The sequence below is a fragment of the Mycobacterium triplex genome, assembly GCF_000689255.1.
In the GTDB taxonomy this organism is placed as follows: Bacteria; Actinomycetota; Actinomycetes; order Mycobacteriales; family Mycobacteriaceae; genus Mycobacterium; species Mycobacterium triplex.
Map to the genome: position 1 here is coordinate 797316 of NZ_HG964446.1, position 23637 is coordinate 820952.

26 protein-coding genes are annotated in these 23637 nt (G+C 67.5%); 19 read left to right on the top strand and 7 right to left on the bottom strand.

Features of this window, described 5'->3' with window-relative positions; translation table 11 throughout:
• Positions 1-223: 223 nt before the first annotated feature.
• Entirely contained in the window at positions 224-1573 is a 1350-nt protein-coding gene (locus BN973_RS03665) for an FAD-binding oxidoreductase (RefSeq protein ID WP_036465973.1), read from the top strand.
• A 77-nt stretch (positions 1574-1650) separates the two neighbouring features.
• Here the strand turns inward: BN973_RS03665 and BN973_RS03670 are convergent, their stop codons facing one another.
• The 4 genes from BN973_RS03670 to BN973_RS03685 are packed head-to-tail and all read right to left on the bottom strand — an operon-like array spanning position 1651 to position 4448.
• A complete protein-coding gene (locus BN973_RS03670) occupies positions 1651-2202 on the bottom strand; it encodes a TetR/AcrR family transcriptional regulator (RefSeq protein WP_036465974.1) in 552 nt (183 codons plus the stop codon).
• A gap of 53 nt (positions 2203-2255) precedes the next feature.
• A complete protein-coding gene (locus BN973_RS03675; protein WP_036465976.1) occupies positions 2256-3077 on the bottom strand; it encodes a thioesterase family protein in 822 nt (273 codons plus the stop codon).
• A gap of 20 nt (positions 3078-3097) precedes the next feature.
• Positions 3098-3916 carry an SMP-30/gluconolactonase/LRE family protein gene (locus tag BN973_RS03680; RefSeq protein ID WP_036465979.1) on the bottom strand — a complete coding sequence of 273 codons (819 nt, stop codon included), beginning with the start codon at positions 3914-3916 and terminating at the stop codon, positions 3098-3100.
• A gap of 55 nt (positions 3917-3971) precedes the next feature.
• Positions 3972-4448: an SRPBCC family protein gene (locus BN973_RS03685; RefSeq protein ID WP_036465981.1), complete on the bottom strand. Its 477-nt coding sequence runs from the start codon at positions 4446-4448 to the stop codon at positions 3972-3974.
• Between the two features lie 133 nt (positions 4449-4581).
• Here BN973_RS03685 and BN973_RS03690 point away from each other — a divergent pair, with 133 nt between their 5' ends.
• From BN973_RS03690 to BN973_RS03700, 3 genes are read left to right on the top strand one after another with little or no spacing between them, the layout of a single operon-like run.
• On the top strand, positions 4582-5463 hold the full coding sequence (locus tag BN973_RS03690; RefSeq protein WP_036465983.1) for an acyl-CoA thioesterase: 882 nt from the start codon (positions 4582-4584) through the stop codon (positions 5461-5463).
• A 15-nt stretch (positions 5464-5478) separates the two neighbouring features.
• Positions 5479-6393 carry an LLM class F420-dependent oxidoreductase gene (locus tag BN973_RS03695; RefSeq protein ID WP_036465985.1) on the top strand — a complete coding sequence of 305 codons (915 nt, stop codon included), beginning with the start codon at positions 5479-5481 and terminating at the stop codon, positions 6391-6393.
• Positions 6393-7559 carry an acyl-CoA dehydrogenase family protein gene (locus tag BN973_RS03700; RefSeq protein ID WP_036465986.1) on the top strand — a complete coding sequence of 389 codons (1167 nt, stop codon included), beginning with the start codon at positions 6393-6395 and terminating at the stop codon, positions 7557-7559. Before BN973_RS03695 ends, BN973_RS03700 begins: the two co-directional genes overlap by 1 nt.
• Positions 7560-7591: 32 nt before the next feature.
• Here the strand turns inward: BN973_RS03700 and BN973_RS03705 are convergent, their stop codons facing one another.
• The gene (locus BN973_RS03705) at positions 7592-8296 is read right to left on the bottom strand and encodes a DUF427 domain-containing protein (protein WP_051641528.1); all 705 of its coding nucleotides are present in this window, start codon (positions 8294-8296) and stop codon (positions 7592-7594) included.
• A gap of 10 nt (positions 8297-8306) precedes the next feature.
• Entirely contained in the window at positions 8307-8732 is a 426-nt protein-coding gene (locus tag BN973_RS03710; protein ID WP_084163571.1) for a winged helix-turn-helix transcriptional regulator, read from the bottom strand.
• A gap of 150 nt (positions 8733-8882) precedes the next feature.
• On the opposite strand from BN973_RS03710, the gene BN973_RS03715 reads away from it, so the two are divergent.
• From BN973_RS03715 to BN973_RS03775, 13 genes are all read left to right on the top strand, one after another.
• A complete protein-coding gene (locus BN973_RS03715; protein WP_036465988.1) occupies positions 8883-9803 on the top strand; it encodes an NAD(P)H-binding protein in 921 nt (306 codons plus the stop codon).
• Positions 9804-9862: 59 nt separating this feature from the next.
• Positions 9863-11032: a CaiB/BaiF CoA transferase family protein gene (locus BN973_RS03720; RefSeq protein WP_036465990.1), complete on the top strand. Its 1170-nt coding sequence runs from the start codon at positions 9863-9865 to the stop codon at positions 11030-11032.
• 165 nt (positions 11033-11197) lie between these two features.
• Positions 11198-11752 (top strand): hypothetical protein, encoded by a 555-nt coding sequence (locus tag BN973_RS03725; RefSeq protein ID WP_036465991.1) that lies wholly within the window; start codon positions 11198-11200, stop codon positions 11750-11752.
• Entirely contained in the window at positions 11752-12456 is a 705-nt protein-coding gene (locus BN973_RS03730; protein ID WP_036465993.1) for a hypothetical protein, read from the top strand. The genes BN973_RS03725 and BN973_RS03730 overlap by 1 nt, the downstream gene beginning before the upstream one ends.
• 47 nt (positions 12457-12503) lie before the next feature.
• Positions 12504-13679: a cytochrome P450 gene (locus BN973_RS03735; protein WP_051641529.1), complete on the top strand. Its 1176-nt coding sequence runs from the start codon at positions 12504-12506 to the stop codon at positions 13677-13679.
• 1 nt (position 13680) lies between these two features.
• The gene (locus tag BN973_RS03740) at positions 13681-14649 is read left to right on the top strand and encodes a zinc-binding dehydrogenase (protein ID WP_036465994.1); all 969 of its coding nucleotides are present in this window, start codon (positions 13681-13683) and stop codon (positions 14647-14649) included.
• Positions 14650-14684: 35 nt separating this feature from the next.
• Complete coding sequence (locus BN973_RS03745) at positions 14685-15392, top strand: HpcH/HpaI aldolase family protein (RefSeq protein ID WP_051641530.1); 708 nt, start codon at positions 14685-14687, stop codon at positions 15390-15392.
• Positions 15389-15796: a nuclear transport factor 2 family protein gene (locus BN973_RS03750; RefSeq protein ID WP_036465998.1), complete on the top strand. Its 408-nt coding sequence runs from the start codon at positions 15389-15391 to the stop codon at positions 15794-15796. Before BN973_RS03745 ends, BN973_RS03750 begins: the two co-directional genes overlap by 4 nt.
• The gene (locus tag BN973_RS03755) at positions 15793-16515 is read left to right on the top strand and encodes an SDR family NAD(P)-dependent oxidoreductase (protein ID WP_036466000.1); all 723 of its coding nucleotides are present in this window, start codon (positions 15793-15795) and stop codon (positions 16513-16515) included. The genes BN973_RS03750 and BN973_RS03755 overlap by 4 nt, the downstream gene beginning before the upstream one ends.
• A gap of 7 nt (positions 16516-16522) precedes the next feature.
• Complete coding sequence (locus tag BN973_RS03760) at positions 16523-18037, top strand: flavin-containing monooxygenase (protein WP_051641108.1); 1515 nt, start codon at positions 16523-16525, stop codon at positions 18035-18037.
• Positions 18034-18957 carry an alpha/beta hydrolase gene (locus BN973_RS03765; RefSeq protein WP_036466002.1) on the top strand — a complete coding sequence of 308 codons (924 nt, stop codon included), beginning with the start codon at positions 18034-18036 and terminating at the stop codon, positions 18955-18957. Before BN973_RS03760 ends, BN973_RS03765 begins: the two co-directional genes overlap by 4 nt.
• A gap of 35 nt (positions 18958-18992) precedes the next feature.
• Positions 18993-19457 (top strand): acyl-CoA thioesterase, encoded by a 465-nt coding sequence (locus BN973_RS03770; protein ID WP_036466004.1) that lies wholly within the window; start codon positions 18993-18995, stop codon positions 19455-19457.
• 53 nt (positions 19458-19510) lie between these two features.
• Positions 19511-19951: an SRPBCC family protein gene (locus BN973_RS03775; protein WP_036466006.1), complete on the top strand. Its 441-nt coding sequence runs from the start codon at positions 19511-19513 to the stop codon at positions 19949-19951.
• A gap of 110 nt (positions 19952-20061) precedes the next feature.
• Here BN973_RS03775 and BN973_RS03780 read toward each other — a convergent pair whose 3' ends face one another.
• Positions 20062-20757 (bottom strand): GntR family transcriptional regulator, encoded by a 696-nt coding sequence (locus BN973_RS03780; RefSeq protein ID WP_036466008.1) that lies wholly within the window; start codon positions 20755-20757, stop codon positions 20062-20064.
• Between the two features lie 159 nt (positions 20758-20916).
• Here BN973_RS03780 and fadD5 point away from each other — a divergent pair, with 159 nt between their 5' ends.
• Together fadD5 and BN973_RS03790 are read left to right on the top strand one after the other, a co-directional pair.
• Entirely contained in the window at positions 20917-22575 is a 1659-nt protein-coding gene (fadD5, locus tag BN973_RS03785; RefSeq protein ID WP_036466009.1) for a fatty-acid--CoA ligase FadD5, read from the top strand.
• 242 nt (positions 22576-22817) lie between these two features.
• Positions 22818-23636, top strand: a complete 819-nt coding sequence (locus tag BN973_RS03790; protein ID WP_407067546.1) for an MlaE family ABC transporter permease — start codon at positions 22818-22820, stop codon at positions 23634-23636.
• Position 23637: the final 1 nt, after the last annotated feature.

Below are 23637 nucleotides of genomic sequence, written 5' to 3' on the forward strand. Positions count from 1 at the left end.
TTGTCGCACAAAGGGATTGCGTAGGGACGGATTACGTGCAACCCGACAGTAATCGAGCGTAGCGTCAAACCGACTCCCGCGCCGCGGAACGGGTGGGAGGAAACGTCCTGATCGAACGGCGTTGCCTCATCTCGTCCTCGAGGCCACTCCGACATCGCGTGATCCTCGAGGTCCTACGAGCCGGTCTGACGCGCAGCCGCCGGCGGGTGCTATAACCGCCAACATGCCAGGCAGTTTGCCCGACCTGAAAGGGATCGTCGGCTCCAAGCACGTCGTCACCGACCCCGACGTGCTCGAGGGGCGCAGCGTCGACCACACCGGCCGCTATCGGGGCCGGGCCAGTGCGCTGGTGCGTCCGGAGTCCGCCGAGCAGGTCGCCGAGGTGCTACGGGTGTGCCGTGACGCCGGAGCCCACGTCACCGTGCAGGGCGGTCGCACCTCACTGGTGGCCGGCACCGTTCCGGAGCACGACGACGTGCTGCTGTCCACCGAAAGGCTTGCGGCGCTGGGCGATGTCGACACCGCCGAACGCCGCATCACGGTCGGCGCCGGAGCCACGCTGGCCGCTGTGCAACACGCCGCGACCGCGGCGGGCCTGGTGTTCGGCGTGGACCTGGCCGCCCGTGACACCGCGACGGTCGGCGGCATGGCCTCGACGAACGCCGGAGGGCTGCGCACGGTCCGCTACGGCAACATGGGCGAGCAGGTCGTCGGCCTGGACGTGGCGCTGCCCGACGGGTCGCTGCTGCGCCGGCACAGCCTGGTGCGCAGCGACAACACCGGATACGACCTGCCCGCACTGTTCGTCGGCGCCGAGGGCACCCTCGGTGTGATCACCGCACTGGATCTGCGGCTGCACCCCACGCCCTCGCATCGGGTGACCGCGGTGTGCGGCTTCGACGATCTCGACGCGCTGATCGCCACCGGCCGCAGCTTCCGGGATGTGGACGGGATCGCCGCGCTCGAGTTGATCGACGGCCGCGCCGGCGCGCTGACCGCCGAGCATCTCGGGTTCGGTGCTCCGGTCGAGGCGGCCTGGCTGCTGCTGGTAGAGCTGGCCGCCGATCACGACCAAACCGAGCGGCTCGCCGACCTGCTCGCCGACGCGCCGATGTCCGCCGAGCCCGCAGTCGGCGTGGATGTTGCTGCCCAGCAACGACTCTGGCGGGTCCGCGAATCGCTGGCCGAGGTGCTGGGCGTGTACGGGCCGCCGCTGAAGTTCGACGTGTCACTGCCGCTGGCGGCGATCGCCCGGTTCGCCGCGGATGCGGTCGCATTGATCCGCGAGCGGGTCAGCGACGCGGTGCCGGTGCTGTTCGGCCATGTCGGGGAGGGCAATCTGCACCTCAACGTGCTTCGCGTGCCGCCGGAGAAAGAGCAGGCGCTCTACGGGCCCATGATGGACCTCATCGCGCAGTGCGGCGGCAACGTCAGCTCCGAGCACGGTGTCGGCAGCCGCAAGCGGGCCTACCTCGAAATGTCAAGGGCGGCAACCGATATTGCGGCGATGCGATCGGTCAAGGCGGCGCTGGACCCGACGGGTTACCTGAACGCGGCCGTGCTGTTCGACTGACACATTCCGTCGCGAAACTGTATTCCGCGACGGGTCTTCTCGGGAAATCGGTAGCGGAATACAGTTTCGCGGAGAAGTCAGTCGGCGGTCGGTTTGATGCCGACGGCGTGGCGCAGCTGGGCCAGGAACTGCTCGGCGTCGTCGCTGCGAACGATGTAGTGCGAGATGGCGATCCGGATCACGGTCGCCGCCTTCACCGCGGCGTTGGGCCCGGGCAGGTGCCGTTGCAGACCGTCGCGCATCTGCGGGATCACGTGGGCGAACTGGGCGATGGTGTGCTCGGGTTCGACGTCGACCATGCGCACACCCGAATACGAATGCTGGTACTCGACAATGAAGCGCAGCACGGCGTCGAGCTTGTCGTAGCCTTTGAGCCCCGCGGTGGCGCGCACCAAACCGCTTTCGAAAAGCTGGCGCTCGTACTGCGAGAACGCCGACAACAGCTCCTCCTTGGACGCGAACCAGCGGTAGAGCGTGGGGCGCGAGACCCCGGCCTGGGTGGCGACCTCGGACAGGCTGAGCTTGGTCTTGCCGTTGCGCCCGAGCACCTCGGCGGTCGCCAACAGGATCCGCTGACGCGTCGAGGTGTCTGCCTCGGTCATGGTCATCGCGGCGGCCGGGTGCGTCATATCTGAGACTTTACGAAGTATTGCCGAACTAGCCACATCTGCGCTGTCCCCCGTCAGGCTTTGGGCGGGCGCCGGCGCACCAGCACGGACTGCTGGATGGCGCCGACCGCGCCCTGCTCGTCGTACAACGTGCCGATCGTCGTCCCGATGCCGTCCGGCCCATAACTGGTCTCCGCCCGAATGCCGACCCATTCCCCGTCGGGAACACGAAACACGTGCACCGCCAGATCGGTGTTCAGGAACGTCCACTTGGTGATGTCGAGCTTGCTGCCGATGCCGTTGGCGCAGTCGGCCACCGCGAACAGCCGCTCCAGCTGCGTCATCGTCTCGCCCTGGACCAGATCCACCTCCGGCTTGATCCACGATTCGCCCGGGCCCGGCTTCAGCGGCACGGTCAGCCACAGCCACTCCAGGCTGTGCACGTAGTTGCGGTCCCACTCCTTGGCCTTGAGGTTGCGGTTGCGGGCTTCGGCGCGGGGCCGGGGCAGCTCCGCGGCCGCGTGCGCGACGGCCCGGGTGTCCTGCTGCTGCAGCCGCCAGCCACTGGCACGCGCGACGGGTCGCGGCTGGCCGTCGGGGCCGGGGGCCAGCATCTCGGCGGTGACCAGCTCGATCTGTTTGCCGCCGCGCTGCACGTGCGCGCGTACCCAGATGTCGCCGTCGGCCGGCACCCCGCCCAGCAGGTCGATCACGACCCGTGACAGCCGGGTGTCGTCGCGCCGCTCGCAGCGTTCCAGCGCCCGGACCAGCAGCGCCGACACCGGGCCGCCGTGCTGGATGGCCGCAGACCAGGTGCCGCGGGCCAGGTCGGTCGCCCGGAACTTCTCGCCCAACGCATCGGCGTCATCGATCAGCTCGTAGTAGGAGTCGGTCACGTGTCTCCCCCTCGGGTGTCTCAGGGCAGCCCGGCGCCGGGCGTGGCAACCTGCACGGCGTCCAGCCGCGAGAGTTTGGTGCCCACCAGCCGCTGAGGATAGGCGTCCGTGCTCGACAGCAGAAACAGGATGCGACGTTCGGGGCCGCCGAGCGCGCAGGCGATGGCGACCCGCTCGCCCATGTCGATGCGGTCGGTGACGGCGCCGCCCGCAACGATCCGCTCGAATTGGTGAGCCAGCGTCATCGATGTCCACACACCGCCCTCGGCGTCCAGGGCGATGCCGTCCGGCGGTCCGTCCAGGCCCTCGGCGAAGACCCGGCGGTCGCCCAGCGCGCCGGAGTCGTCGATCGTGAAGGCGGTGAGCCGGCGGCCGATCGATTCGGCGACGATCAACGTCGTGCGGTCCGGCGTGATGACCATGCCGTTGGGAAAGTCGAGGTCTGAGGCCACGACGGTGGCGCTGTCGTCGGGATCGAGGCGCACGATGACGCCGCCGGTTCGGGCCTGGGAGCCGATGTAGGCGCGCCCGGTGTCGTCGATGACCATGTCGCCGAGGTTGGCCTGGACCAGGGGAGTGAGATCGGCGATCTCGACGACGGTTTCCCCGTCGTAGCGCAGCACCCGCCGGTCTTCGGTCGAGGCGATCAGCAGCGACCCGTCGGGGCGGAAACCCAGGCCCGACGGCGAGCGCCCGGGCAGCGGCAACGTGGTCATCGCCCCGCCCAGGGTCGACGTGTGGACGGCTTCGCCGAGCATGTCGGAGAACCACAGCAGGCCCTCGAACCACCGGGGGCCTTCGCCGAAGCAGAACCCGTTGGCCAGCGGCTCGGGGATCATCGGCTCAGGCCTTTACAAAACACCGCAGAAGTGTCATGCAATGCCGGCGCTGGTGTCAATCTCCCGCCCGGGCGAGCTCTCGCGCGACAGCCTCGTGATAGGCGTCGATCCGAGCCGGGTTGGCCTGTTCGAACAGCTTGTCGGGCAGCGGGGCGTGCTTGGGCGCCTCAATGGTCATGGTGCGGGAAAACAGCGTGATGTCCTGGCCGGGCGTGCTGAACCGGTAGGACACCGTGATGCGACCTTCCAAGCCGCCCCGGCCGTCGCGGTCATGTCCCAGGCGCCCGATCGAGGTGAACACGAACTGGATGGGGCGCACCGCGACGGCGAGCTGCCACGTGAAGACCCGGTCACCGTCGGGACCCGCTTCCTCCCAGGTGTCGCCGACCTTGAGCGGCAGCGGCGGCAGTTTGCCGATGTGCACGCTGCCGGGATAGGTCTTGGTCCAGTTCTGCGGGTTGGTGACGAAGTCGTACACGGTCTCTGCGGACTGGGTGAACGCGGTCTCTGACGTGCTCGTCACGATACCCAATTGCGTTGCCTCTCTGCGCTTTCCATTGTCTTGCCCGGAGTGCTTGCCGGAGTCTTGTTAGCCAAGCTTTACAAATCCTACGCAAAGTGTCACGCTGAGCCGAAAGCTGCCCGACGCGAGAGGTGGATCGGATTTGACCACGGAATCTGAGCAGACTGAATGGACGGTTGCCGGCCTGCTGGATCTGTTTGACGTGCAGTCCGACGGCGACGACCGGTTCACCGGCGAAACCGGCATCGCCGTTGGCGACGAACGCCAGGTGGTGGAGGGCACCCAGGTGCTCGCCCAGGCGATCGTCGCCGTGGCCAAACGCTTCCCGGACAAGTCGGTGCGCTCGGCGCACGCGGTGTTCTCGCGCGCGGTGACCGTCGGCCCGCCGATCGAGCTGGCCATCGACGTGGTGTCCGAGGGCCGTTCCACCGCCACCGCGGTCGTCGCCGTGCACCAGAACGGGCGGCGCTGCCTGAGCATCACGGTGCTGGCCGACGTGCCGACTCCCGACGTCATCCGCCACCAGCTGCCCAGGCCCGACGTGGCCGCGCCCGCCGATGCCAACCACTCGCCGATGCCGATGGTCGGTCGGGAGCTGCGCCTGGTCGACGTCGTCGACGTCAACAGTCCCGACGAGGTCGGGCCGCCGGAGCTGTACGCGTGGTTGCACTATGACCCGATCCCCACCCGCGACGATCTGGCCAAGGCCCTGCTGGCGTACTTCACCGGCCATCTCGGGATCTCCACCACCATGCGCGCGCATGAGGGCATCGGCACGGCCCAGGCACACCTGACCGTGTCCACCGCGCCGATGAGCATCTCGGTGGCCTTCCACGAACCGGTCAGCTGGACCGGATGGCTGCTGTACACCCACGAGAGCACCCAGGTCGGGGCGGGCATGTCGTACGTGCGCGGCACCGTGCACACCGAGGAGGGCGAACTGTTGGCCTCGTTCGCGCAGGAGGCGCTAATCCGGCCGCTGCGCACCAGCGACACCGCGATCGACTCGCGCGCCCGATTCTGACGGCTGGGAACACCGATGCGCTTCACGATCACCCACCCGATGCACACCCACCCCTACAACCCGGAGCTGGTCAGTGGGGACGGCATCGGGAAGGTCGCAGCGGCTTGTGAAGCGGCCGGCATCCACGGCTTCGGCCTGACCGATCACCCCGCACCCTCGCAGCGGTGGCTTCAGGCCGGCGGGCACGACGCGTTAGATCCTTTTGTCACACTGGGTTTCGCGGCCGCCACCACGTCAACGCTGCGGCTGATCCCCAACATCGTGGTGCTGCCGTATCGAAATCCGTTCGTGGTGGCCAAGTCCGCGGCGACACTGGACCTGCTGTCCGGCGGCCGCTTCACGCTCGCGGTCGGTGTGGGCTACCTCAAGCGAGAGTTCGCGGCGCTCGGCGTCAGCTATGACGAGCGCGCCGAGCTGTTCGAGGAATCCCTGCAAGTGATCCGGGCGGTCTGGACCGGCGACGACATCACGTTTGAGGGAAAGCATTTCACTGCGCGCGGCATCACCGCGCATCCCCGGCCCGTCGACAGTCCGCCGATCTGGATTGGTGGCAACACCACGACGGCCCGGCAGCGGGTGGCGCAGTACGGTGACGGCTGGTGCCCTTTTCCCGCCCCGCCCCGGCTGGCCCAGACGGCAGGGACCGCGGCGATCACCTCCACCGAGGAGCTGTCGGTGGCCATCGACGATCTGCGGCGTCGCTGCGATGCGGCGGGCCGGGATTGGTCGGCAATCGACATCACCTTCGCCAATTTCGAGGGTGGCAGCATCACCGAGGACGACTTCAACGCCGACGCCTACCTCGAGGGCCTGGACCGGCTGGCGAAGTTGGGAGTGACCTGGACGAGCGTCCATCTGCCCGGCGACAGCATCGCGCACGTGCTCGAAACCCTGGACCGTTTCCGCACCCTGGTAATCGACGCGGCGTAATGGACTTCTCGTACGTCGACCTCTCGGCCGAGGACCAGGAATTCTTCGACCAAACCCGGTCGTTCATCGCCGAGCACGTCACCGACGAAGTGCTGCGGCGTGATCGCGAGACAGGTGAAAACTTCAGTGAGCCGGTGCATTTGGCGCTGGCCAAAGAGGGCTATCTGGCGTCGGATTTCAAACAGGAGTCCGAAGGCGGATTCGATCCGGTGCGCCGTCGGATCTTTCACCTCGAGATCGGCCGTGCCCACACGCCGTGGTTCCACTGGGGCACCACGGCGGTCGTCGCACGGTTGGTCCAACAATTCGGGGCGCCCGAACTCGTCGACGCGGTGTTGCCGGGCGTGCTGGCCGGTGAGATCCGGTTGTGCCTGGGCTACACCGAGCCCGAGGGTGGCTCCGACGTGGCGACCTGCAAGACCCGGGCCGTGCGGGACGGCGACGGGTGGGTCATCAACGGCTCCAAGATGTTCACCTCGAATGCGCAGAACGCCAGGTACGTCTTCCTGCTCACCAACACCGATCCGCAGGCGCCGAAACACAAGAGCCTGACCATGTTTCTGGTGCCGCTGGATTCGGAGGGCATCGAGATCCAGGGCATCCGCACGCTGGACGGCGACCGCACCAACATCGTTTATTACAGCGACGTGCGAGTCGACGACCGCTACCGGATCGGCGAGGTCAACGGCGGCTGGACGGTGATGCGGTTCGCCCTCGACGCCGAGCACGGCATTACCGACGCGCAAGACCATGGCCTGCAGAATGTTTCGATGATGTCGGAGCACGGCCACCTGATGGCCGAGGCGGCCGACGGAGTCGCGGCGGTCCTGGCCACACCGGACGAGAACGGGCGGCGCCCGGTCGACGACGAGTCGATCAAATACCGGCTCGGACGCTGCATGGCCCGCATCGAGGCGGCGTTGTCGACTCCCGGGATATACGGGCGTGTGGCGCTCATCCAGACCATGCGTGACGTCTCACCGGAATTGATGGATATGCTCGGCACGGCATCGGCATTGCCCACCGACACAACGGGTTCCGCGGACGACGGCGCCGTCGAGTTCATCTTCCGGCATGGCGTGCCCGCCGGGATCTACGGCGGCACCATGGAGGTCTTCCGCAACATGATCGCCCAGCACGAGCTGAAACTGGGACGACACTCTTGATCTTCGCCGCGTGACTGCAACTACCGACGACGCTACTCGGAAAATGTGTTGCCAGGTACAGTTTCGCGGTGTTCAAAGTGCGGCAGTTCGGCCAGCACCTCGGCGCGCGCGTCGTCGAAACTCAGAAAACCCTTGATGGGTAAGCTTTCCGGGGGCGGATCCGGATAGCTCCACGCGATGTCCTTAATGTCACCCGCGGACCAGTACGTCGCGTAACCCTTGTAGTTGCAGTAGCTCGTCGTCTCCGAGCGGCGGAGCAGATCGGTGCGCACGTGCGCGGGATCGACGTAAAGCCTTGGCGCGAGCGCGGTCTCGAAGACGATCACGGTCTCATCGGTATCCACCAGCGTGCGGCCGGCGACGCTGACCCGCAGGTGTCGCCCGGTGGGGCGGCAGTCGACGCGGTGATACGGATTCGGTGGGTAGTGAACGAGTTCGCGGCCTTCCTCCAGCCAGGTGTCGACGGCATCCCACGGCACGTGAACGAAACCCGGTGCCTCCGGCTCAGGTTCGGCCGGCAGATCCCCGACCTGATCGGCACGGAACAGGTAGCTAAGCGGTTGGCCTTGCCGGTGCACCATCAGCACCTGCTCGGTGTCGATCACCGGGCGCCCGTCCTTGAACGCCTGGACGCGGCGCGGATGCGGCTCGATGTAGACGACGCCGCCGGGCAGCGGGGGACAGAACCGGCCCGCCGGGTCGCTGCTGAGCGGACCACGTCCGGCCACCAGGGTCATGATGCCCAGGCTAGCGCCGGCGCCCGGCACTGTGACCGCGTATCTCGATGTCCGTCGAGCGCTTCTTCGGGGCGCCGGTTTCGGCCGTCACACGGACGGCGAGGGTTTCGCCGGTGTCGGCGTCGATGAACGCCAGCGGGGCCGGCCCGTCTTGCAGGTAGCTGTCGCCCCACTGCACCAGCGACATGAACACCGGCAACAGATCCTCCCCGGCCTCGGTCAGCCGGTATTCGTCGCGGGCGCGACTGCCCGGCTCCTGGTATGGGACGCGGGTGACGATCTGCGCGGCCTCCAGCTGCTTGAGCGCCCGCGACGCCGCCGGAGCCGACGCCCCGGTCCGCTGCACGAAGTCCTCGAAACGCGTCGTGCCGAAGAACAACTCGCGAAGCACCTGGAACGTGGTTTTGGTGCTGAGCAAGTCGAGCACCTTGGACATCGAGCAGCGATCGTTGACCGACCACTGCTGCCGATCCTGCAGCCGCTTTTCGAACTCCACCTGGCTCTCCTATGAATAACGCTTGCGTTAGTCAGCATACCGTGCTTTGATCTGAATAACGATATCGTTAGTCAGAAATTAGGAGTCGAGATGCCGAACGGAAAGCTGTTCCTGATCACCGCGCCGACCGGCAACACCGGGGCGCCCACCGTCGAGATTCTGCGCGAAGCCGGCCATCGGGTCCGCGCCTTCGTGCACCGCATCGACCATGGCTCCGACGCGCTGGCCGCCCTGGGTGCCGAGATCGTGCAGGGCGATCTGCTGGATTTCCGCTCGGTCAGCTCGGCCATGACCGGTGTCGACGCCGCCTACTTCTGCTGTCCGATCGCGCCGGGTACCCTGTTGCCCGCCACCGCGATCTTTGCCCAGGCCGCCAGTGAGGCCGGCGTCGACGCGGTGGTCAACATGTCGCAGATCTCCGCTCGCCGGGAGGCGAAAAGCAATGCGGCCCAGCATCATTGGATCGCCGAGCGGCTGCTGGACCGCGCGGCGTTCAAAACCACCCACTTGCGTCCCACCTTCTTCGCCGAGTGGTTGAAATGGCAATGGCAGCGCAATGACGACGAGGGCGTGCTACGGCTGCCCTTCGGCGAGGGCCGCCACGCACCCATCTCCGGCTCCGACCAAGCCGCGGTGATTGCCGCGGTCCTGCAGAACCCCGCGCCCCACGACCGCCAGGTCTACCCGCTGGTCGGTGCCCGCGAGCTCGACCACTACCGGATTGCCGACGAAATCGCCGACACGCTCGGATTCGCGGTCCGCTACGAGCCGGTCTCGATCCCTGCCTTCGCGGCCGGATTGACCGTGGCGGGCTTCCCGGAATTCTTCGTGCAGCACATCAGCAGCGTCGCCCGGGACTACCAGGACGGCATCTTTGCCGGCGAGAACAACCTGGTCGAGGTGATCGGCGGGCACCGGCCGATGACCGTGGCCGACTACGTCAACGCCAACCGGTCCGAGTTCGACCACGACGGCCGTTTCGTGCGCCGGGAGCACCGCAAGGCGAGTTGACCGCGCGCCGGCAGGGGCATGTGCGCGGCCCGGTCGAGCCACGGAGTAGGAACGTAGCCATGGCAGGACCGGTGGAGGGCCTCAAAGTCGTCGAGCTCGGAGTGTGGGTGGCCGGTCCGGCCGCCAGCGCCATCCTGGCGGACTGGGGTGCCGACGTCATCAAGATCGAACCGCCGGCCGGCGACCCGGGCCGCATGTTCGGCCGGATGCTGGGCTGCGACCTCGGGGTCAACCCGCCATTCGAACTGGACAACCGCTCCAAGCGCAGCATCGTCTTGGACCTCACAGGCGACGAGGGCCGCGAGACCGCCTTCGAATTGCTGGCCGGCGCAGACGTTTTCGTGACCAACGTCCGCCCCGGCGCGCTGCGGCGCCTCGGCCTGGACTTCGAGTCGGTGTCCGCCCGCTACCCGCGGCTGGTCTACGGCCTGATCACCGGCTACGGGCAGGCCGGCCCCGACGCCGATCGGGCCGCCTACGACGTGGCCGCGTTCTGGTCGCGCGCCGGGGTGGCCCACCTGCTGACCCGGCCCGGCCAGACGCCGCCGTTCCAGCGTGGCGGTATGGGCGACCACTCGGCCGGCATGACCCTGGCCGCAGCCATCTGCGCGGCGCTGCTGGCCCGCGAGCGCACCGGGGCCGGTCAGCTGGTAACCACCTCGCTGTACCGCCAGGGCGCCTACACCGTCAGCTTCGACCTCAACACCTATCTGCTGACCGGCCAGCCGATCGCGATCGGCCAACGCGAAACGATGGGCAACCCCTGCATGAACAACTACGCCGCCGGCGACGGGCGGCGCTTCTGGATCGTCGGCCTGGAAGGCGACCGGCACTGGCCGCCGCTGTGCCGGGTCGTCGGCCACCCCGAATGGCTCGACGACCCGCGTTACCGCGATGCCGCCGCCCGCTTCGTCAACGGCCCGGAGCTGATCGCCGAGTTGGACGAGATCTTCGCGACCCGTTCACTGGACGAATGGGCGCAGGCGTTTGCGGCCGAACCGGACTTCTTCTGGTCGCCGATCAACTCCCTCGAAGACGTCGTGGCCGACCAGCAGTTCCATGCCGCGGGCGGGATCGTCGACGTTCCCGACGGAGAGTCCAGTATCGCGATGGTGGCCACCCCGGCGGATTTCCACGGCACGCCGTGGGCGCCGCGCTCCGCCGCCCCGCAACTGGGTCAGCACACCGACGAGATTCTGGCCGAGCTGGAGGCCCGCCGCCGCTCCTGACCGCTCACGGGAAGCTTTACAAATTTCGGCGGAAGTGTCACGCTGTGGCATGAGCCGCGTCACCCGCTGTGTGAGGCGGCGTCAGCCCTTGGGAAGCCCATGACAAGCGCTGCAGCTGCCTTGGAGCCAACGCACTCCGCGGTGTGGCGGTGAGGAACGGATTTGATGGTCACTCCGACGTTCGACATCAGCCAGAGCGGGCGGCTTGGTCCAGGACGGCCCACCCGCGGCAACGGCGAGTGTCTGCGGTATCGACTAGACGTGGTGGCGGGCAGCGCCGTCGACGTCGTGCACTCGGCCGGCGGCTGGCTCTACGACCGGGTGATGGCCGGGTGGGAGGTCACCGTCCTGCTGCCGGGCAGCTGCGACACCCGCCCGCTGCGCATCCTCGGCGTGGCGGTGATGGACACCGAATCCGACTTCGTGCCCACCGCGATGGGCTCCACGAGTCACACACTGGCCGTCAGTGCCGAGGCGTTCAGCGCGGATCCCCGAGTACGTGACAAGGTGCTCAAGTCGTTGGAGGACCGCCTGACCGAAGTCGCGCTGTGGGGTGACGGCTGGCCGCTGGGCGTGAACCGCGGCATGACCCGAGCCCAGCACGTGCTTTCGACCGCCGCGCGCAAGTTCAAGGGCTACGCCCTTGCGGCAGCGGGGATCCCGTCCGCCTTGGTCGAGCCAACCGAGACGCTGCTGTGTGAGACAACCCGGCTCGACTGATGAAAAAGTATTACGGTCACACCCTGCTCTACCTGCACGAGACGATCTCGCTGGGATCCGGGTTGAGCGACCGTTTCACCGAGGTTTTCACCGACACCTACCAGCCGATGATGGACGCGCTGGGCGCCCGGCTGTTCGCGATGTGGGAAACCACGCCGTACAACGGCCACTGGCCGCAGGTGACGGTCATCTGGGAGATCGACGGGTTTTCCGACTACGCGCGGATCGGCGCGGCCCAGGCCCGCGGCGGCAGTCACGAAGCCGCGGCGGGCAAGTGGTCGGCGTTTCTGGCCGAGATCGGCGCCTCGGGGGAGGGGCGGATCATGTACCCCGGCCCGAGCAACAAAACCCTGGCCCAACTGCGCGAAGCGAATTTCACTGCACCACTGGTGATTCAGGAGATCATGCAGACCAAGCCGGGACGCCAGGACGACTACATCCGCGAGCTGGAACGGCTGTACGTGCCGTGGTCGGAGCGCACCGGGAAACGCTGGCTGGGCTCGTTCACCACCACGTTCCGCTTCAACGAGGTCATCCACTACTGGGCGCTGGACGGCGGCTGGGACTGCTTCGCCAACCACTACCCCTCGTGGAAGGACAGCCCGCCCGCCGAGATCGTCACCTGGATGAGCGTGGCGCCGGCCTTGCGCGACGGCTGGGAAGACTCGATTCTGCAGGCCCTACCGCCCTCTCCGCTGCAGTGACCGCCCCGATCTCCGACTTCGCGTACGACCCCTTCGACGCGGACGTCATGGCAAATCCGTTGCCGTACTACCGAACTCTGCGCGACCACTATCCGGTCTACTACATGCCACAGTGGGACACGTACGCGCTGTCCCGCTTCGAGGACATCTGGCAGGTTCTTGAAGTCAACGACGGAACCTTCGTCGCGTCGGAAGGAACCCTGCCCCCGGCGACGGTGCTGGCCAAGCACAACACCGGGCCGGTCGAGGATCCGCCGTTGCACCCCTTGCCGTTTCACGCCGTGTTCGACACCGACCTGTACGGCGAGATCCGTCGGGCACACTCGGCGCCGTTGCGGCCGCGGTCGGTCGCCGGCCTGGAGGCCAGGATCCGTGAGCTGGCCAACGAACGCCTCGACCTGCTGCTGCCGCAAGGATCCTTCGACCTCACCCAGGACTACGGCGGCATCGTCGCGGCCTCGATGGTGTGCGACTTGCTGGGATTGTCAACCGAACTCGCGCCGCAGGTGCTGGCCGCCGTCAACGCCGGGAGCCTCACCGAGCCTGGTGCGGGTGTAGACACCGCGCAAGCCCGGCCCAACTATCTGGAACACCTCATCCCGGTCGTCAAGCGCCGCCGAGCCGACCAGTCCGGCGACCCGCTTCCGGTCGTCGACGGGTTGCTGGGCTACCGGCTACCCGACGGCAGCGCCCTCGACGACGTCGAAACCGCGACGCAGATGCTCTGCATCTTCATCGGCGGCACCGAAACCGTGCCCAAGATCGTCGCGCACGGGCTATGGGAGCTCGGCCAGCGGCCGGACCAAATGGCAGCTGTGCGTGCCGATCCCGCCGCCAACGTGCCGGTGGCCAGGGAAGAGATGATTCGGTATTGCGCGCCGGCGCAGTGGTTTGCCCGAACGGTGCGCAAGCCGTACACGATTCACGGCCAGACCCTCCAGCCGGGGCAACGCATCACCACGATCCTGGCGTCGGCCAACCGCGACGAGCGGGAGTACCCCGACCCAGACGAGTTCATCTGGGACCGGCCCATCAAGCGCATGCTGGCGTTCGGTCGCGGCCAGCATTTCTGCATCGGCTACCACCTGGCCCGGCTGGAAGTCGCTGTGCTGGTGCAGGAATGGCTGCGCAGGGTGACGGACTTCGAGATCAACGGCCAGGACGCCACCCGGCATCCGTCCAGCTTCCAGTGGGGATGGAACTCGATCCCGGTGGAGGTCTGACGTGTGGTCCTACCGGATCATCGCGCCGTATGAGTTCGAGCGCACGTCGATCACCGACAAGACCGCCGACGACCTGTCCGAGGGTCAGGTGCTGCTGAGGTTCTTGGCCGCCGGGGTGTGCGGCAGCGACCTGCCGGGCTTTCGCGGCGCCAAGGGCCGGCTTCCGGGCGACGACGGAGCAAGCGCCGCCGAGAAGGACGGCTTCCCGATCCACGAAGTGGCCGGCCAGGTCATCGCCAGCCGCCACCGGCAACATCGTCCCGGCGATCGCGTGGTGGGCTGGGCCTCCGGCTTCGACGGGTTGATGGAGCGAGTGATCAGCGACGGCGACGGGCTCGCGCCGTACGACCCCGGGCTGACCGCGGCGCAGGCGGTCGGGCTGCAGCCGCTGGCCTGTGTGCTCTACGCCTGCGAGCAACTGCCGGACCTGGCCGGTCGCCACGTCGCGATCATCGGGCAGGGCTCGATCGGGCTGCTGTTCTCCTACGTCGCGAAGGCGGCCGGAGCCCGGCGCGTCACCGGGGTGGACCCCGTCGACCGGCAAAGTCTCGCAACGATATTCGGTGTCGACGAGGTGGTGCGCGCGACCAGCGACCGCTGGGTCGGCCAACTGGCCCCAGCCGACCGCGCCGATATCGTCATCGAGGCCGTTGGTCATCAGGTGGCGACGCTGGGGCACGCGATCGAAGCCACCGCCCCCGGCGGCACCGTGTTCTACTTCGGCGTCGCAGACGACGAGGTCTACCCGATTAGCATGCGTCTCATGCTGCGCAACAACCTGACCCTGAAATCCGGTGTGACGCTTGACCGGCGGCGGGTACTCGAGCTGGCCGGCAAATTCGCCGCCGAACATCCCGAGCTGCTCGGCTGCTATCTCACCCACACCTTCGGAGTCGACGACGTACAGGGCGCGTTCGACCTGGCGTGCCGGCCGGTGCCCGAGCGCGTGAAGATCGCGATCGCGCAGTGAGCATCTTCCGCGAGGCGCTGAGCAAGCCCAGCCCGATGTGGGGCGGGTGGGTCACCGGCCCGACCCTGATCGGACCGGAGGAATTCGCCCGCGCCGGATACGACTACGTCGGATTCGACGCGCAGCACGGCTATCTCGACGACGCCGACATCGCCGGAATATTGCGGCGACTCGAGCAGCTGCCGATCGCCACCGCGGTGCGGTTGCCCAACGCCGACCCGGCGCCGATCGGGCGAGTGGCCGACGCCGGCGCCGACGCCGTGTTCATCGCGATGATCGAATCGGCAGCGCAGGCCGCCGCGGCGGTCGCCGCGACGCGTTACCCACCGGCGGGCGTCCGCAGCTTCGGCCCGCTGCGCCCCGGCCTGGGGCTCGACCCCGCCGCCCACGAAGCACGGGTGAGCGTGTTCGCGATGATCGAAACAGCGGCGGCGCTGGCCAATCTCACCGACATCTGCGCGATCGACGGTCTGGCCGGAATCTACATCGGGCCCGCCGATCTGGCCATCTCGATGGGTCATGCCGCCGTCGGATCGGCTCGGCATCCGGAGGTGCTCGACGCGATCGTGCAGATCCATCGCGTCGCCACCGAAGCCGGACTGGTCACCGGGATTCACGCCAGCGACGGCAAGACCGGTCACGCCATGGCGCAACTCGGGTTCCAGATGATCACGCTGGCCGCCGAATCGCAGGCGTTGCGGCGCGGCGCGATCGAGCACCTCCGCGAGGCGACCGGGCAATGACCGACGACGAAGCGGCGATTCGTGAGCTGATAGCCGGTTATGCGCTCGCCCTGGACTCGGGCGACATCGACGCGTGTGTGCAGTTGTTCACCGCCGACGCGCAATTCGTGGTCTACGGGCGGTCGTTCACCGGGCATGAGGGGATCGCCAAGATGTTCACCGATGCCCCGCGCGGACTGCATCTGACCGGGGTGTCGCGCATCGACATCGGCTCCGACGAATCTGACACCGCGACCGCGCGCTCGCAGGTCCTGTTCGTCCGGGCCGGCGACCTGCACCTGCGGCCGGCGCTGTATGACGACCAACTCGTCCGCCGGGACGGCCGGTGGCGTTTCCGGCAACGCAGATGCCAATTCATCACCAGCCACGGCCTGTCCGACAGCCCCGAGGTTCCGTCATCATGAGCGTCGCACTCGTCACCGGCGCCGCGGGCGGCCAGGGCTGGGCGATCGCGAAAAAGCTTCGCGCAGCGGGTTATTCGGTAGCGGCCTGCGACCGGCGGGCCGATGATATCGCCGCCATGGTCGCCGAGTTGGGCGACGACGAGGTGATCGCGATCGACCTCGATGTGACCAGCGAACGGCAGTGGCAGGCCGCCGTCGAGGAGGCGGTCGCGCGGCTCGGGCGGTTGACCGTGCTGGTCAACAACGCCGGCGTGCTGCATCGCGCCGCGCTGAGCGAGGAGTCCGTCGAGGATTTCGAAAATGCCTGGCGGGTCAATTGTCTGGGCGCCTTCCTGGGGATGCGTGCCGCGCTCGGTCAGCTGCGGGACGCCGAACACGCGGCCATCGTGAACATTTGCAGCACCGGAGCGATCCGCCCCTTCCCCGCGCATTGCGCCTACGGATCGTCGAAGTGGGCGCTGCGGGGGCTGACCCAAACCGCGGCGGCCGAGCTCGCCCCGTCCGGTATCCGGGTCAACGCGGTATTCCCGGGGCCGATCGCGACCTCGATGCTCGATGACGCCACCCAGGCCCGGTTGACGGCGACGGCGACATTCGGGCGGCTGGGACAGCCCACCGAAATCGCCGACGCGGTCGCGTTCCTGGTGTCGGAGCAGGCGTCGTTCATCACCGGCGCGGAACTGGTCGTCGATGGTGGGCAATGCCTACAGATTCGATGAGGACGATATGAGAACGAATTTGTCGGTCGGCATCATCGGTGCCGGGCCCGGTGGGTTGGCGCTGGGAATACTGTTGGCCCGCTCCGGGTTTGGAGACTTCACCATCTTCGACCGCGAGGACGACGTCGGCGGCACCTGGCGGATCAACACCTATCCCGGCCTGGCCTGCGACGTCAAGTCGCATCTGTATTCGTTCTCCTTCGACCTGAATCCGCATTGGTCGCGGCTGTGGTCGGCCCAGCCTGAGATCCTCGCCTACTTCGAGCGCTGCGCCGACAAGTACGGGCTGCGCCCACACCTGAGGTTACGCACCGAAATTCAGTCGGCGCGTTGGGAAGAAGACGCCCAGCAGTGGTGCCTGACGACCAGTGCGGGCCGACAGCACCGCTTCGATGTCGTGGTGTCGGCCGTCGGGTTGTTCACCCGGCCGCAGTTCCCCGAGCTGGTCGAGCAAGAGCCGTTCACCGGAACCGTGATGCACTCGTCGCAATGGGACCACTCGCTCGACCTGTCGGGCGCCCGGGTTGCGGTGTTGGGCACCGGATCGACGGCGTCGCAGCTACTGCCCGAGCTCGCGAAGGTGGCCGGCCAGGTGTATTCGGTGCAGCGCTCGCCGACGTGGATCCTGCCCAAGCCGGACCGGCACTACACGCCACGGGAGCGCTGGGCCTTCGCCCACCTGCCGTTCGCCAAGAGGCTGTACCGAACCCGGCTGTGGCTGCGCAGCGAATCCAACATCTCGGTGATCGAGCACGGCAGCGAGAAGACGCGGGACTTCACCGCGATCGCCCTCGGCCTGCTGGAAAAGACGGTCGCCGACGAGGAATTGCGGCGGCGGCTGACTCCCGATCACCCGATGGGCTGCAAGCGGCTGGTGTTCTCCTCGGACTACCTGCCCGCGCTGACCCGGCCCAATGTCGAGGTGGTGTCCAGTCCGGCTCGCTATCTCAAGGCCCGATCCTTCGTGACCGAAGACGGCACCGAACGCGACGTCGACGTCGTGGTCTGCGCTACCGGCTACGCCGCCGCCGACTATCTCGGGCAGCTGGACGTGTCCGGCGAAGACGGCATCACGCTGCGCGAGGTCTGGAGTGACGGGGCGCATGCCTATCTGGGCATGGCCGTTCCGGGATTCCCGAACTTCTTCATGCTGTACGGGCCGAACACCAATGTCGGCTCCAACAGCGTGATCTTCATGCTGGAAGCGCAGGCGCGCTACATCGTGCGGGCGTTGAAGTACATGCGGCGCCGGCGCAAGACGTATGTGGCGGTGCGGCCGTCGGCACTGGCGCGGTTCATCGCCAAGATCGACCGGTGGATGGTCGGCACCGTGTGGACTACCCAGTGCAGCAACTACTTTCGTGCCCCCAATGGTCGCGTGGTCACCCAGTGGCCGCGCAGCGCGCGCAGCTTCTGGGAGATGACACGCAGGTTCACCCCGGGCGACTTCATGTTCTCCAGCCGGCCACGCAGACCGGAGTACGCCGGCCGTGCGGCCGTCAGCGCGGCGGGAGGACGATGACGGAGTTGGACGGGGCCCGGCGGCTGCACCCGGCGCTGCGCGCGGTCGCGACGACCCGAACGGCCTTCTCCCCGGCGGCGATCCAGCTGATGCGCAAGCCGTTCGACCAGCGCCGCCGTGACGCCGCCGCAGTCACCGAGCTGCCGGGTGTGCAGATCACCAGCGACACCGTCGGCGGCGTGCCCGTCCGCATCTATCGCGGCGGGCCGTCACCGGCACCGGCCGTTGTCTACTGCCACGCAGGCGGATTCGCGCTGGGCAACCTGGACACCGATCATCGGCAATGCGCCGAACTCGCCCGCCGCGGCCGCTGCACGGTGGTGTCGGTCGACTACCGGTTGGCTCCCGAACACCCGTATCCGGCCGCGCTCAACGACGCGATCGCGGTGCTGAGGTGGGTGGCCGACAACGCCGCGGAACTGGACGTCGACGCCACCCGGCTGGCCATCGCGGGCAGCAGCGCCGGGGCCACCCTGGCCGCATCCATCGTGCAGCGTTGCGCCGACGGGTCGCTGCCGCCCGTCGTGTTCCAACTGCTGCACCAGCCGGTGCTGGACGACCGCCCTACCGCGTCGAAAGCCGAGTTTCGCACCAGCCCGGCCTTCGACTCCGAGGCGGCCGAACTGATGTGGCGTTACTACCTGGGCCGGCAGCCCGCATCGCCGGATACCGTGCCGGCGCGCCGCGACGAATTACGCCGCACACCACCGACTTTGATCACCTGCGCGGAGATCGACCCGTTCCGCGACGAGGCGATCGACTATGCAAAGCGGCTCCTGCACGCTGGAGTGTCCACCGAATTGCACGTGTTTGCGCGCACCTGCCACGGCTTCGATTCGCTGTTGCCCGACTGGTCGGAGTCCGAGCGGCTGTTCACCCTGCAAGGCGCCGCGCTGGCCAACGCCTTCTCCGGCACCTAGCCGGGCGCCTGGCCGAAACGTGTTGGAATACCACCATGGCTATCATTCCGCCGGCGCCCGAGCGGCTCACCAGCAGCGACTTCCCGGTGCTGTGGCCGGTAGGCACCCGGTGGGCCGACAACGACATGTTCGGCCACCTGAACAACGCGGTCTATTACGAGTTGTTCGACACCGCCATCAATGCCTGGATCGCGATCGGCACCGGGGTTGACCCGATCACGATGCCGGCGCTGGGCGTCGTCGCCGAGTCGGGCTGCCGCTACTTCTCCGAACTGCAATTCCCGCAAAGCCTCGAAGTCGGCCTCGCCGTGACCCGGCTGGGCCGCAGCAGCGTCACCTACCGGCTCGGCGTGTTCGAGTCCGCAGACGGCCAGGAGCCGCGGCCGGCCACCGCGCTGGGCCATTGGGTGCACGTCTACGTCGACCGCACCAGCCGCAAGCCCGTCGGAATTCCCGACCCGATCCGGACCCTGCTGTCGACGGCCTGCATCGAGGCTTAACCCGAGATAGCGCCCCGCGCTGGGGCTTTCGCCCACCCCGCTATGCTTCGCCCATGCCCGTATTGAGCAAGACCGTCGAGGTCGACGCCGACGCCGCAGCGATCATGGCCATCGTCGCCGATTTCGAGCGGTACCCGGAGTGGAGCGACGGGGCAAAGGGCTGCTGGGTGCTGGCGCGCTACGACGACGGCCGGCCCAGCCAGATTCGCCTGGATGCCGCCTACCAGGGTTTCGAGGGTGTCTTCATTCAGGCCATCTACTACCCGGCCCCGAATCAGATTCAGACCGTGTTGCAGCAGGGCGAGCTGTTCAAGAAACAGGAGCAGCTGTTCAGCGTGGTGGAACTGGGCGCCTCGAGCCTGTTGACGGTGGACATCGACGTCGAACCGTCGATGCCGGTGCCCGCGCCGATGGTGAAGATGATGCTGAACAACGTGCTCGATCATCTCGCGGAGAACCTCAAGAAGCGCGCCGAACAGCTTGCCGCCAGTTAGCGACCGGCCGATCGCCGGCGCGGGGTGACGCGATCGTCGAGATCGACGTGAGCGCGCACTCCACTCGCACTTCTTCGCGCTGACGTCGATCTCGACGGAAATGTCGAGGGTTAACCGAAAATCCCGGCGCCGTCCAGCATTTCGGTCAGCCGCTGCGCCGCGTCGGTGAACTGCCACACCGTGTGCTCGATCACCGCGGGCGTATCGCGGCGGCGCAGCGCGGCGATCAGCTGCCGGTGATTGTCGACCGCGGCGACACCCCAGTGCGGATCGCCGGCGTACACCAGCACCGGCATGTACCGCGCGGCGTTGAGCAGGAACCAGGCCAGCTTGATCCGCCCGCTGGCCTGGTTGAAGACGCGGTGGAACGAGAACTCGATGCCCGCGATGGTCTCCGGATCACTGGAACCGACGGCCGCCGCGAGCGAATTGTTGATCCGCTCCAGCTCGTCGATCTCGGCCTCGGTGATGTGCGAGGTGGCCGCCGCGGCCAGCTCCTTGGCGATGGTGGCCTGCAGCCAGAAAATGTCGTCGATGTCCTGCCGGGTCAACGGCAGCACGACGTGGCCACGGTGCGGCTCCAGCTGCACCATGCCCTCGCCGCGCAGCTTCAGCAGTGCCTCACGCACCGGCGTCACGCTGACCCCGAGTTCGGCCGCGGTCTCGTCGAGGCGTATGAAGGTCCCCGGGCGCAGTGACCCCGACATGATCGCCGCCCGCAGATGGCCCGCGACCTCGTCCGACAGCTGCGCCCGGCGCAGCTGCCGCCGCCTGCCGTGGGGTCGCGTTGATAGAGGTACGTTCACGTCGGTAGTCAGGGCTTTCGGAGGCGTTTTTCAGGGCGTTTTCAAGGCGTATCGGGTCTTGTCATCAGGGCGGGGAGGCCATAGTGTGACCCACACAACACTATGTTTTATCAAATATCAACCTGTCGCAAGCGGTGCGCGAGTGAAGGGAAGGCATAGTTGACCGCGCAACTTGCTAGCCACGAGGCACAAGCGTCGCAGCCGTCACACCCGAACGAGCAGCCGTACCTCGCCCGCCGCCAGAACTGGGTCAACCAGCTCGAGCGGCACGCGCTGATGCAGCCGCAGGCCGCCGCGCTGCGGTTCACCGGCCGCACTCTGACCTGGGCTGACCTGCAGCGACGCGTGAGTGCGCTGGCCGCCGCGCTGCGCCGTCGAGGGGTTGGCTTCGGCGACCGGGTGATGATCCTGATGCTCAACCGCCCCGAATTCGTCGAGGCGATGCTGGCCACCAACATGCTCGGCGCCATCGCGGTTCCGCTGAACTTCCGGCTGACCCCGTCGGAGATCGCCTTCCTGGTCGAGGACTGCGAGGCGCGGGTCATGGTCACCGAAGCGGTGCTGGCCCCGGTCGCCACCGGGGTGCGCGACATCCAGCCGCTGCTTGGAACGGTCATCGTGGCCGGCGGCGCAGGCGACGACAACGCGCTCGGCTACGAAGACCTGATCGGTGAGCCCGGCGATGCGGCCGAACCGGTGGACGTCCCGAACGACTCGCCGGCGCTGATCATGTACACCTCGGGCACCACCGGGCGTCCCAAGGGCGCGGTGCTCACCCACACCAACTTGACCGGGCAGACGATGACCGGGCTCTACACCAACGGCGCCGACATCAACAACGACGTCGGCTTCATCGGTGTCCCGCTGTTCCACATCGCCGGCGTCGGCAACCTGCTGGGCGGGCTGCTGCTGGGCCTGCCCACGGTCATCTATCCGCTGGGTGCGTTCGACCCGGGCCAGCTGCTGGATGTGCTGGCCGCCGAAAAGGTCACCGGCATCTTCCTGGTTCCCGCCCAATGGCAGGCCGTCTGCGCGGAGCAGCAAGCCCGCCCCCGCGACCTGAAGCTGCGCATCATGTCGTGGGGCGCCGCGCCGGCGCCGGACGCGCTGCTGCGGGAGATGTCGGCGACGTTCCCCGGCACCCAGATCCTGGCCGCGTTCGGCCAGACGGAGATGTCCCCGGTCACCTGCATGCTGCTCGGCGAGGACGCGATCCGTAAACGCGGATCGGTCGGCAAGGTGATCCCGACGGTCGCCGCCCGCGTCGTCGACGAAAACATGAACGACGTGCCGATCGGTGAGGTCGGCGAAATCGTCTATCGGGCACCGACTTTGATGAGCGGCTACTGGAACAACCCGGAAGCCACCGCGGAGGCGTTCGCGGGCGGGTGGTTCCATTCCGGCGACCTCGTCCGGATGGACGACGAGGGCTACGTCTGGGTGGTGGACCGAAAGAAGGACATGATCATTTCCGGCGGCGAGAACATCTACTGCGCCGAAGTGGAGAACGTTCTGGCCGGCCACCCCGACATCGTCGAGGTCGCGGTCATCGGCCGCGCCCACCAGAAGTGGGGTGAGGTGCCGATCGCCGTCGCGGCGATCAGCGCCGAGGGCCTGAGGCTGGAAGACCTGGACGAATTCCTGACCGAGCGCCTGGCCCGGTACAAGCATCCCAAGGCACTCGAGATCGTCGACGCGTTGCCCCGCAATCCGGCCGGCAAGGTTCTCAAAACTGAGCTACGGGTTCGCTATGGCGCGGCTGGCGCAACTCAAAAACAGGCTACTTCAAGGGATTTCACGCCAAGAGAGGAAAGCTGACAAAAACTGTAACGTTTGCCCGTTGTTGACGAAGGGTTAATTGTGCGGATGCGGTTCACACCTGCTTGGCCATCGGGTACATTCCTGTGGTCTCCGTTACTACTTGCCAGTAGGGAGTCGGTGATCACACATGTGGGTCCGGGGCAAGGTGGGGGTCCCCCCAGCCGCCCAGCGGCGAAGGGGAGGGGCGTGCGACACGATTCGCCGCGCCGTCAATCGCGCGGCGCCAGCATGAGGGGGCAGTGGTGACGTCGACGTCGACCGGCGGGCGCGGCCCATACCTGGTCGGCTACCTACGCGACCAGCTCGAGACGCCGCTGACCCTGATCGGCGGGTTCTTCCGGATGTGCGTGCTGACGGGCGCGGCGTTGTTCCGCCGGCCGTTCCAGTGGCGCGAGTTCGTCTTGCAGTGCTGGTTCATCATGCGGGTGGCGTTTCTGCCGACCGTCTTCGTCTCGATCCCGCTGACCGTGCTGCTGATCTTCACGCTCAACGTGCTGCTGGCCCAGTTCGGGGCCGCCGACCTGTCCGGTGCCGGCGCGGCGATCGGTGCGGTCACCCAGCTCGGCCCGTTGACCACGGTGCTGGTGGTCGCCGGCGCCGGATCCACCGCAATCTGCGCCGACCTGGGCGCGCGCACCATCCGCGAGGAGATCGACGCGATGGAGGTGCTCGGCATCGACCCGATTCACCGCCTGGTGGTGCCCCGGGTGATCGCCGCGACCCTGGTCGCCACGCTGCTCAACGGCCTGGTCATCACCGTCGGCCTGGTGGGCGGCTACCTGTTCGGCGTGTATCTGCAGAACGTCTCCGGTGGTGCTTACCTGGCCACTCTGACCACGATCACCGGCCTGCCCGAGGTGGTCATCGCGACGGTCAAGGCCGCCGTCTTCGGCCTGATCGCCGGCCTGGTCGGGTGCTACCGCGGGCTCACCGTGCGCGGCGGCTCCAAGGGCCTGGGGACGGCGGTCAACGAAACCGTGGTGCTCTGCGTGGTCGCGCTGTACGCGGTGAATGTGGTGCTGACCACGATCGGTGTGCGATTCGGAACGGGACGCTGAC